The organism is Ralstonia sp. 110700041-2 (genome assembly GCF_056280165.1).
In genome coordinates this window covers 19,436-29,717 of record NZ_JBSFAI010000024.1, presented here as the reverse complement: position 1 = coordinate 29,717, position 10,282 = coordinate 19,436, and the positions used below count along the sequence as shown (strand labels likewise).

12 protein-coding genes are annotated in these 10,282 nt (G+C 63.7%); 7 read left to right on the top strand and 5 right to left on the bottom strand.

Annotated elements, in window-relative coordinates; genetic code table 11:
* The first annotated feature begins 2 nt into the window (after nucleotides 1–2).
* The 3 genes from ACUXH0_RS25870 to trmB all read left to right on the top strand — a co-directional run bounded on the left by ACUXH0_RS25870 (nucleotide 3) and on the right by trmB (nucleotide 2,852).
* Complete coding sequence (locus ACUXH0_RS25870; RefSeq protein ID WP_476196443.1) at nucleotides 3–713, top strand: phosphorylase family protein; 711 nt, start codon at nucleotides 3–5, stop codon at nucleotides 711–713.
* Nucleotides 714–914: 201 nt separating this feature from the next.
* On the top strand, nucleotides 915–1,823 hold the full coding sequence (locus ACUXH0_RS25865; protein WP_182594970.1) for a LysR family transcriptional regulator: 909 nt from the start codon (nucleotides 915–917) through the stop codon (nucleotides 1,821–1,823).
* Between the two features lie 255 nt (nucleotides 1,824–2,078).
* Nucleotides 2,079–2,852 (top strand): tRNA (guanosine(46)-N7)-methyltransferase TrmB, encoded by a 774-nt coding sequence (gene trmB / locus ACUXH0_RS25860; RefSeq protein WP_004629564.1) that lies wholly within the window; start codon nucleotides 2,079–2,081, stop codon nucleotides 2,850–2,852.
* A 25-nt stretch (nucleotides 2,853–2,877) separates the two neighbouring features.
* On the opposite strand, the gene ACUXH0_RS25855 is transcribed toward trmB, so the two are convergent.
* The 4 genes from ACUXH0_RS25855 to ACUXH0_RS25840 form a co-directional block, all read right to left on the bottom strand.
* A complete protein-coding gene (locus tag ACUXH0_RS25855) occupies nucleotides 2,878–3,990 on the bottom strand; it encodes an NADH:flavin oxidoreductase/NADH oxidase (RefSeq protein WP_182594969.1) in 1,113 nt (370 codons plus the stop codon).
* A 119-nt stretch (nucleotides 3,991–4,109) separates the two neighbouring features.
* On the bottom strand, nucleotides 4,110–4,991 hold the full coding sequence (locus ACUXH0_RS25850; protein ID WP_182594968.1) for an undecaprenyl-diphosphate phosphatase: 882 nt from the start codon (nucleotides 4,989–4,991) through the stop codon (nucleotides 4,110–4,112).
* A gap of 52 nt (nucleotides 4,992–5,043) precedes the next feature.
* Nucleotides 5,044–5,637 carry a DUF1439 domain-containing protein gene (locus tag ACUXH0_RS25845; protein ID WP_182594967.1) on the bottom strand — a complete coding sequence of 198 codons (594 nt, stop codon included), beginning with the start codon at nucleotides 5,635–5,637 and terminating at the stop codon, nucleotides 5,044–5,046.
* A 6-nt stretch (nucleotides 5,638–5,643) separates the two neighbouring features.
* On the bottom strand, nucleotides 5,644–5,901 hold the full coding sequence (locus ACUXH0_RS25840; RefSeq protein WP_012435050.1) for a YkgJ family cysteine cluster protein: 258 nt from the start codon (nucleotides 5,899–5,901) through the stop codon (nucleotides 5,644–5,646).
* A gap of 181 nt (nucleotides 5,902–6,082) precedes the next feature.
* Here ACUXH0_RS25840 and ACUXH0_RS25835 point away from each other — a divergent pair, with 181 nt between their 5' ends.
* The 4 genes from ACUXH0_RS25835 (at nucleotide 6,083) to ACUXH0_RS25820 (ending at nucleotide 9,509) form a co-directional block, all read left to right on the top strand.
* A complete protein-coding gene (locus ACUXH0_RS25835; protein WP_182594966.1) occupies nucleotides 6,083–6,826 on the top strand; it encodes a TetR/AcrR family transcriptional regulator in 744 nt (247 codons plus the stop codon).
* A gap of 95 nt (nucleotides 6,827–6,921) precedes the next feature.
* Entirely contained in the window at nucleotides 6,922–7,572 is a 651-nt protein-coding gene (locus ACUXH0_RS25830; protein WP_182594965.1) for a protein-L-isoaspartate O-methyltransferase family protein, read from the top strand.
* 22 nt (nucleotides 7,573–7,594) lie between these two features.
* A complete protein-coding gene (locus ACUXH0_RS25825; protein WP_004629576.1) occupies nucleotides 7,595–7,927 on the top strand; it encodes a rhodanese-like domain-containing protein in 333 nt (110 codons plus the stop codon).
* 145 nt (nucleotides 7,928–8,072) lie between these two features.
* A complete protein-coding gene (locus ACUXH0_RS25820) occupies nucleotides 8,073–9,509 on the top strand; it encodes a TolC family outer membrane protein (RefSeq protein WP_182594972.1) in 1,437 nt (478 codons plus the stop codon).
* On the opposite strand, the gene ACUXH0_RS25815 is transcribed toward ACUXH0_RS25820, so the two are convergent.
* Entirely contained in the window at nucleotides 9,510–10,190 is a 681-nt protein-coding gene (locus ACUXH0_RS25815; RefSeq protein ID WP_182594964.1) for an META domain-containing protein, read from the bottom strand.
* Nucleotides 10,191–10,282: the final 92 nt, after the last annotated feature.

The following is a 10,282-nucleotide window of genomic DNA, read 5'->3' as shown; positions in this document are numbered from 1 at the left end:
AAATATGGCATTGGGCGGCTTTACCCCGAAGCAGCGGCTGGCCATGGCCGCTTAGTTTCTACTTCTGCCGACTGTGGAAAACGGGGGCATTACCCCTCCTGTCCTTCTCGGCAGTGGGGTCACTGCGAGAGGACATGGCGCCGCTGAACTTCGTCCTGCCGGATCAGTACATCGACTTGACCAAACGCCGGGACAGCACTTTCTTCGGGGAAGGGGTGGTCGCGCACGTTTCCATGGCGCAGCCGGTCTGCTCAGTGACCTGCGAAGTTTTGTCGCGAGCCGTTCGTACCGTTCTTCCAGTTGATGTTCGCCTTCATCAAGGTGGCACTTACGTCTGCATCGAGGGCCCGCAGTTTTCAAGCCAAGCCGAGTCGAACTGGTATCGCAGTATGGGCGCCAGCATCATCGGAATGACCAACATGCCGGAAGCAAAATTGGCGAGAGAAGCGCAGATGGCCTATGCCAGTTTGGCCATGGTGACCGACTACGATTGCTGGCACCCTCGGGAGGCCCACGTTACAGCCGACATGGCTATCGCCAATCTGATGACGAATGCAGAACGCGCCAAGCTGGTGGCGGCCGAAGCGATCCGGGTCTTAGGTGCCGAGAAACCTGATTCTCCCGCGCATAACGCCCTACAGAGCGCTGTGGTTACTCCCGCCGAAGCCATTCCGGAAACGCTGAAACGGCAGCTTGCCGTTCTACTTCGCTAGGTATGGAAGATGGTCTTGGTCCAACTCCAATTGCCGAGCTGTTGGAATTGGAGAATGGCACCCACTGCAGCGAACTCACGGCGTGCGGCTGAATGACTAAACGACGAGAGTCATATGCCGCGAGTGTGTCACGTGCGGTCCCGCGTAAGCGAAGGGGGCGGTTTCCCTTCGCCACGCGAAAACGCCGAGTAGGAGTCCGCATTGGAACTTAGACTACTGCGCTACTTCGTCGCGGTTGCAGAAGAACTGCATTTTGCGCGTGCGGCCGAGCGCCTTGGCATCGAGCAATCGCCCGTGTCCCGCGCTATGCGTCATCTTGAATCCAGGCTCGACGTGCAGTTGTTCGACCGCAGTGCAAACCAGACTCGACTGACCTGGGCCGGACAAGTGTTCCTCGGTGAGAGCCGGCGCGTGCTGGCCACGGTAGAGCAGGCGGTGAGTGCCGCAAAGGCGGCAGCGCAGGGCTACCAGAGCTACCTGCGCATTGCCATCTGCGACAGCCTGGCCCAGCCCCGGATCGCCACCTTGCTCGCGCGCAGCCGCGAGGAAGAACCGGAGCTGGAGATTCGCGTCGTCGAGTTGCCGTTCTCGCAGCAGCTCAAGGGCTTGCACACCGACCTGCTGGACGTAGGCTTTACGCTCTCGGGGGTGGTCAATGACGGCTTGGTAGCCGAGCCGGTGTGGATCGATCAGTTGTCGGTGATCGTCCCCGCGCGCCACCCGCTGCTGGCACACAAAGACGTCAAGCTCGCAGACGCGGTGAAGTTCCCGCTCGTGCTATGCCACCCGGACGCGGCGTCGGGCTGCCACGACCAGATCCAGGCGTTGCTCGATGGAGCCGAGCTGCCCTTGAAGGTGGTCGACCACGTGACCAGCCTGGGGGTGATGCTGACGTTGATCGGAGCGGGCTACGGGATCGGCTTCGCCATCGCTTCGCAGGTTCAGGCGCTGAACCGGCCGGACATCGCGACACGGCCGCTGGCGGGTGCGCCGCCGATGCTCGCGACCTATCTGGTGCGACGCGGGGGCGAGCCCTCCGAGCCGTTGAAGCGCTTCATCAGCCGAGTGAAGCGCTTGAGTGGGCGGACTGCTGACCAGGCTGACGCCTAAGCAGACCGCGTCGGCTGTTGGTGGTCGAGGGCAGACAACGGTGGACGCGCTGCGTTGACTAGCGTGCCCCACTGGTACAATATACGGTCATATCTTGTGGAGCAAACAGGATAAATCCGTTGTCAATCAACGGGTTGGCTGATTGGAAATGTTCCCATCGCCCGCTCCACCGAACAGTCTGAAGCCGCCCTCGGCGGCTTTTTTGTTGCCTGCGCGCCCGTCGCTCCATCGACGGGCAACCGGCACGGGATCTCCATGCAGCCCATCGAACAGCCGGGCACCGGCCCCGACGACATCACGCCGGAATCGCAAGACACCAATACCGCAGAGAGCGCCGAAAGCGGTGCGGAAACCGGCCACCCGCGTCGCATCCGCTCGTTCGTGCGCCGCGCCGGCCGTACGTCGACCGGCCAGCAGCGTGCCATCGATGAACTCGGTCCGCGCTTCCAATTGCCCTACACCACAGAGCCGCTGGACTGGGACGCCGCCTTCGGCCGCGCTGGCGCCAAGCGCATCTTCGAGATCGGCTTCGGCATGGGTGAAACCACCGCGCACATCGCGCAATTGCGCCCGGACGACGATTTTCTAGGCGTCGAGGTGCATGAGCCGGGCGTTGGAGCGCTGCTCAAGCTGATCGGCGAACGCGAAATCGGCAACATCCGTATCGTTTCGCACGATGCGGTGGAAGTGCTGGCGCAGATGATTCCGGAGGGTACGCTGGATGGCATCCACGTGTTCTTCCCCGACCCGTGGCACAAGAAGCGCCACAACAAGCGGCGCCTGATCCAGAGCCCGTTTGTCGCACGTCTGGCGGCGCACCTGAAACCGGGCGGCTATCTGCACTGCGCGACGGACTGGGAGGAATACGCCCACCAGATGCTGGAGGTGCTGTCCTCCGAGCCGACGCTGGAAAACACCGCCGACGGCTTTGCACCGCGCCCCGACTACCGCCCTGTCACCAAGTTCGAGAAACGCGGCCTGCGCCTCGGGCACGGCGTGTGGGACGTGGTCTTCCGCAAGCGCGGCTAGCCACGTCCGCGCACGCTCGCGCGAGTCAGCGTGCGCCGAAATGCGTATCGCCGAAGAGGTTCTTGGCGTGGCGCGGGAAAGCGCGCCAGTATTGCGGCGGCGCCTTGACCGTCGCGCCCAACTCAGCGGCCGCCGCCCAGGCCCAGTGCGGGTTGTAGAGGAAGGCCCGGCCCACGGCGACCAAATCCGCACGCCCTTGCGCAACGATGGCCTCCGCCTCATGCGCCTCGTTGATGAGGCCGACGGCGATGGTCGGAATGTCCGCCTCGTTTCGGATCTTCTCGGCAAACGGCACCTGGTAGCCGGTCGACAGCGGAATCTGCTGCAGCGGCGACACACCGCCCGACGAAGCATCGATCCAATCACAGCCGCGCGCACGCAGTGCCTGCGCAAATACCACCGAATCCTCCGGCGCCCATCCGCCCTCCACCCAATCGGTGGCCGACACGCGCACGCCAACCGGAATGTTGTCCGGCACCACGGCGCGCACCGCATCAAAAATCTCCAGCGGATAACGCATGCGGTTCTCACGCGAACCGCCGTAGGCATCGGTGCGCTGATTGGCGATCGGCGACAGGAATTCGTGCAGCAGATAGCCGTGTGCGGCATGCAGTTCGATGGCCGATAGGCCCAAGCGCACAGCCCGACGCGCGGTATCGACAAATTGATCGCGCACGCGGGCGAGGTCCGCATCGGTCATTTCGCGCGGAGCACGCTCTTCAGGGCGCTGTGGCAGCGGGGAGGGACCCATCGTTTCCCAGCCGCCGGCATCGAGCGCCAGCAATGCGCCGCCTTCCCAAGGCCGGGCGCTCGAAGCCTTGCGGCCCGCGTGCGCGATCTGCATGCCGATCGGCACCAGCGCATTCTGGCGAATGGCAGCCAGCGTGCGCTCAAGCGCGGCTTCGGTCGCGTCGTCCCACAAACCCAGGCAGCCGTTGGTGATGCGGCCTTCTGGCGACACCGCGGTCGCTTCGATCATCAGCAATCCGGCGCCCGAAAGGGACAGGCTGCCCAGATGCGTGTGGTGCCACGCCGTGGCTTGGCCGTTGTCGGCCGAGTACTGGCACATCGGCGAAATGACGATGCGGTTCTCAAGCGTGAGACCGCGCAGGGAGAAAGGCTGGAAGAGAGCACTCATGATCGGGAGATTCGGCAATCAGCGGCTGGCTAAAGAAACCGCCAGTGTGTCCGAATCCGCCCGATCGTGCAGACGGTGCGAAAGCCTCGCACCGAAGAAGGGAAATGCTTGCCCGTGGCTCAGGCCTGCCAGGCGATGAGGTGCGTATAAGCGGTCGCCAGAACAATGATGCCGAAGATGATCCGGTACCACGCAAAGCCGCGGAAATCGTGCGTGGCAATGAACTTCAGCAGCCAGCGCACACAGAAGAACGCCGAGATGAATGCGGCCACAAAACCCACTGCGAAGATCGACAGATCATCCGCCGACAGCAGCGCGCGCGATTTGTACAGCTCGTACACCGTCGCGCCAAAAATCACGGGAATCGCCAGGAAGAATGAAAACTCCGTCGCCACCTTGCGCGACAGGCCGAACAACAGGCCGCCGATGATGGTCGAGCCCGAACGCGACGTGCCCGGAATCAGCGCGAAGCACTGTGCGATACCCACCTTGATGGCATCGGAGATGCGCAGGTCATCCAGCGTTTCAATGCGTGGCGCGCCAGCCTTGGCGGCTTCGAGCAGTGCATTGGCGCGCGGGTCGTGCGTCTCGCCGCGATGGCGTTCGCGCCATTCGGCCCACAGGATCACGAAGCCGCCGAGGATGAACGCCGACGCCACCACGATCGGGTTGAACAGATGCGCCTTGATGGCCTTGCCGAAGATTAGCGCAAGCGTGATCGCAGGAATCGTCGCCACAATCACGTTGATCGCAAAGCGCTGCTGACGCGGATCATTCGGCAGCCCCTTGATCACGTCGATGATCTTGTGACGGAACTCCCAGCACACCGCCAGGATGGCGCCGAACTGGATCACGATCTCGAAGATCTTGCCCTTCTCGTCATTGAAGTCGAGCAGCTGGCCAGCGAGGATCAGATGGCCGGTGCTGGAAATGGGGAGGAACTCGGTCAGGCCTTCGACGATGCCGAGAATCAGCGCTTTGATGGCGAGTGCGATATCCATGCAGTAAGCAAAGAAGGAAGAGGAAAACGAAGCGCTGGACGTGCAGCAGAACTCAGGGCCGCTTGGCCTGGACGTGCACGCCTTCGGGCAAAACCGTGATTGTACCGGGCTCCACGGCAATGCCAGCCACTTTCAGCTGTTCGGGCTTGAACGTATAGACCGCATAGTCGTTGAGCAACTGCCCGGCAATCAAAGAACCGATCGAACTGATCTGCGGGCCGATGCCCCCGGGCACGTTCTGCAGATCGAAGCGATCAACACTGGGCTGATTCAGTCGGATCGAATGCGTGGGCGGGTCGTAATGCAAGCCGCTGGAGACGGCCAGCGGCCCTGTCAGCGGCTGGCGGAACAGGCCGCTTTCCACCACGGCATCTGCCTGGATGGCGATGCGGTTGCGCGCGGGGTCGAGCGACACCTGCGGGTTCGACAGCGTCACGTTAAAGAAGCCGAGAAAGCGCCGCTGGAACGGAAACTTGCGCGCAAGCGCGTCCTGCATCTGGCCGCGGGAAAAGATGTAGCCGTCACCGGTCCAGCCGGTCGGCATGCAAGCCACGAGCGTGACGGCAATGGCCACGGCAACAGCGGCCGCACCCGACCACCAGCGGAAGCGGTTGGAACGGACAGCGGGTTTCGTGGAATCGGTCATGACAATTCAGTGCGCTGCGGTAGCGATTTCAAGTCGGGTCAGGAACTGCATGGCATGCGTGGCCGAGCCTCCGCACATGTCGGGCTCCGGCTGCAGGCTGCTGCAGACCGCCGGACGTTCCGGCTGGCCGAAGATACGACAGCCGTTGGCCTCATCCAGTTGCGCACAGCGCACGCCGGCCGGCTTGCCGTTCGGCATGCCAGGAATGGGGCTGGAAATGGAAGGCGCGATGCAGCACGCGCCGCAATGAGGTCGACAGTCCATGCTGTCCGAGTGCATGAAATCAGGGCGGAAACCGCTATTGTGCACCAGCACAATCGCGGCCCAGTCTGATTGACAATGCCGAAGCCGCTTGACCCACCCTTGCCGCATGCGTACATTAATGACCGAAAAGTAAGTTATCTGTGAGTCAGTGACCTCGTGTGCTGGCTGACACCCTACCGCCGTGACTGATCAAGATTCCGAGTCTTCCTCCAAACGTTGGACGCGCCGCAAAGAGGCCCGCCCGCAAGAACTGGTCGCCGCCGCGCTGAACCTGTTCGTGGCGCGCGGCTACGCGGCCACGCGGCTGGAAGACGTGGCCTCGGCCGCCGGCGTATCCAAGGGCACGGTCTACCTGTATTTCGCCAACAAGGAAGAACTGTTCAAGGCTGTGGTGCAGGAAAACTTGGTGCCCGCGCTGGCCGAGGGCGAAGCCCTGATCGACAGCTTTGAAGGCTCCAGCGAAGCGCTGCTGCACGAGATCCTGATGGGCTGGTGGGAGCTCATCGGCGAATCACCGGCTTCGGGCCTCACCAAGCTGCTGATGGCCGAGTCGGGCAACTTTCCTGACCTGGCGCAGTACTACCACGAAGAAGTCATCGAGCGCTGCGACCGCCTGTTCGCGCGCATCCTCGAACGCGGCATGGCCCGCGGCGAATTCCGCGATGTCAACATCGATCTCACCACGCTGACCATGGTCGCGCCGATGATCTTCCTGATGATGTGGAAGCACTCGTTCGGCCCGTGCTCGCACCGGGAGCTGGAACCGAAGGCGTTCATCACCCACGTCGTGTCGCTGCTGCTGCACGGCGTGCTGCGCAATCCAGCGACGGGCGCATTGATTCCACCTCCACCTGCCCTCACAGCGCAGCCGTGGCGCACACTCCCGGAGCGGGCCAACAACCCCGACGAAGGCGCCTCGTCATGACAACGTCTGCCGGAATGTCTTCCGGACTTGCTAAAATGCCGGGTTTGTCGTCAAACCCTCATTCGCATCACTCGCTCCGCGTGGAAGGCATGCCCATGGACATCGAAAAATCCCGGTTCAACATGATCGAGCAGCAAATCCGTCCTTGGGACGTGCTCGATACCGACGTTCTCGACCTGCTCAGCGTCGTCAAGCGCGAACACTACGTGCCCGAGGCATATCGCGCGCTGGCCTTCGTCGACATGGAAATCCCGCTGGCCAGCGGCCAGAACATGCTGGCTCCGCGCGTCGAAGCCCGCGTGCTGCAAGAGCTGGCCGTGCGCAAGCACGAAGACGTGCTGGAAGTCGGCGCGGGCTCCGGCTATATGGCCGCCCTGCTGGCCCATCGCGGCCGCCAGGTCACCACGCTCGACATCGTGCCGGAACTCGTCGCCTTCGCCCGTGACAATCTCTCGCGCAATAGCGTCACTAACGTCGACGTGGTCGAGGCCAGCGGCGCGCAAGGCTGGGGCGACGGCCTGTATGACGTCATCTGCGTGTCGGGCTCGGTGCCCGCCGTGCCGGAAGCGCTGCTCAATCAGCTCAAGGTGGGTGGCCGCCTGTCGATCTTCGTGGGCGGCGCGCCGGTCATGGAAGCGCAGCTCATCACGCGCATCTCCAACACCGAATATCAGACGCGCAACCTGTTCGAGACGTATGTGACGCCGCTGGTGGGTGTTCCCGCGCCGTCGTCCTTCCGCTTCTGATCCCTCTCGGCCCCCAATCATCATGCAGCAGCTCGCTCCCACCGCCCTCGCCCAATGGCTCGCCGACGCATCGCGCGCGAAGCCCGTCCTGCTCGACGTGCGCTGGACGGAGGAGGTGGAAATCTGTGCCATTCCTGGCATCACGCACATTCCGATGGACCAGATCCCGGGGCGTGCCAGCGAGCTGAATGCTGACCAAGACATCGTCTGCATCTGCCACCACGGCGGACGCAGTGCGCAGGTTGCGCAGTATCTGATCACGCAAGGCGGCTTTGATGCCGCGCGTGTCTACAACCTGCAAGGCGGCGTCCACGCCTGGGCTCACCAGGTGGACCCGCAGATGGCGACGTACTGATTGGGGAAGCCGCCGCCGGGCAAAGCCCTGTTCACGCTCCACAGGCACTGAACAGGGCCTGACGCGCCCGCGCTGCCTTCCGAACGCGAACGTTTCCTCCTCGCTCGGGGGCTTTATGACTGTTGCTCGCAGTAGCCGCACGCGGATGGCCGCGCGCGGTTCGCTTGTTGTGCTGTGCTGTTCGATGATGCCGATGTTCGCGTGGGCGCAGACCCAACCGAACACGGCCGCTGCAACCGACCTCCTCTCCGCCTACCGCGCCGCGCTGGCCAACGATCCGCAATTCGCATCGGCGCGCGCGCAGTCGCTGGCGCAACGCGAGAAGCTCACGCAAGGCCGCGCTGGTTTGCTACCGCAGATCGGCGGCGCCTGGAGCTCCACGCGCATCATCTTCGATCAAACCGCTCCGGCCGAATTCAACAAGACGTTCTCTTCGACGGGCTGGACGCTGTCACTGTCGCAGCCGCTCTTCCGCTGGGACCGCTGGGAAACCTACAAGCAAGGCGAGATTGCCGCGCAGGCCGCCGAGGCTTCGCTCGCGCAGGCGCAGCTCGACCTCATCACACGCACGGCGCGGGCCTACTTTGACGTGCTCAACGCGCAGGACACGCTGCAGCTCGCCACCGCGCAGCGCGATGCGATCCAGCAGCAGTACGAACAGGCTCGCCGCAACTTCGACGTCGGCAACGCCAACATCACCGACGCGAACGACGCACAGGCCCGCCGCGACGCGATCGACGCCAGCGTCATCGCAGCACGCAGCGACTTTGAGATCAAGCAATCGGCGCTCAAGCAGATCATCGGGGAGCCCGTTGGCACGCTGGCCGGCGTGCGCACGGGCGTCACGATCCCCCAGCCGGAACCGGCTTCAGCAGAACCCTGGGTGGAACAGGCGCGCAGCAGCAACCTGCAGGTGGCACTGGCGCAATACAACCTGCAAAGTGCAGAGCGCGATGTGAAGAAGGCCACCGCGGGCCATCTGCCTTCGGTCGACCTCGTGGCGCAGACCGGCCACACCAATGCCAGCGGCAACCAATACCTGCCGTCGCTGCCCGGCGGCGCGCGCTTCGACAGTTCACAGATTGGCGTGCAGGTGTCGATCCCGATCTTTGCAGGCGGTGCGATCCAGTCGCGCGTGCGTGAAAACATCGCGCTGGAAACCAAGGCCGCAAACGATCTTGAATTTGCCCGGCGCTCTGCCGAACAAGGCGCACGGCAAGCCTATATCGGCGTGATTGCCGGATTGGCGCAGGTCAAGGCACTGGAAGCGGCCGAGCTGTCGGCACGTACAGCGTACGACTCCAACCAGCTCGCCTACGGTGTGGGCGTGCGCATCGGCACCGACGTGCTGAATTCGCAGGCGCAGCTGTTTCAGGCGCGGCGCGATCTGGCACGCGCGCGTTATGACACCATCGTCAACGGGCTGCGGCTGAAGTCTGCAGCCGGCTCGTTGACTGAGGGAGACGTGATCCAGGTGAACACGCTGCTCACGGCCAACGGTTCGAGCGATATCACTGCGTTGCCGCCGGCAAGCACCAAACTTGAATCGGCGAAACCAACGGGCAAATCGGCCAAACGCTGATCAATGTGTCTGGCCGCGCGGCGGCAGCGGGCGCTCGGCAAACTGCAGCAGCGCGCCGCTGGTCGTTTTCCAGATAACCTGGCGGCCCTGCGTGCCGCTGGCCGAAGGCTGCATACCGACGGTCGCCAAGGGCGATTTGAGCGCCTCCAGGAACGCTGTCTCCAGCTCCGTACGCGCCGGGTCGCACGCCATGCGCGTCGACACCAGGTTGCCGAAGCGCATGCCCGAGGCGAGCTTCTCATACGGCCCCGAGAAGCGATTGCAGCCCGAGTAGCCGGACACCACGCCGTTGGCCGCCTCCAGGCCGCCACTGAATTCGATGGAAATCGGCTGCGCAGCCGGGTCAGTATCGTCGCCTTCGGCGGAGGGCAATTCCTTGGGCGCAGCGCCCGACTCTTGCCAGCGCACGAGCACGAACCGCGAGCGGCCTTCGCCCTGCGCTTGGGCGAGCGACGCCTGGCCCGTATTGGGTGCGGCGTTGGCAGGAGTCTGTTTGGTTGCAGCGGCGGACGCTGACGCGGCAGCGGGGGCGGCTGCAGCGGGCGACGATGAAGGCGTTGGCGTCATGCAGCCGGCACCGATGATGGTGGCGGCGGTCATTGCGGCCAGCGCCACGGCGGTCAGCACCACGCGGCGCGGCGTTTGCAGCAGGCTCGGCTTGGGTCGATTCGGTTGGGACATGAACAGATCGTGAACGGTGACGGAATGCAAACTACACGAAGAGTCATTAGTCTGCCCGGCTCGCCATGAGTTCGCACGTTTCGTGCCGGACG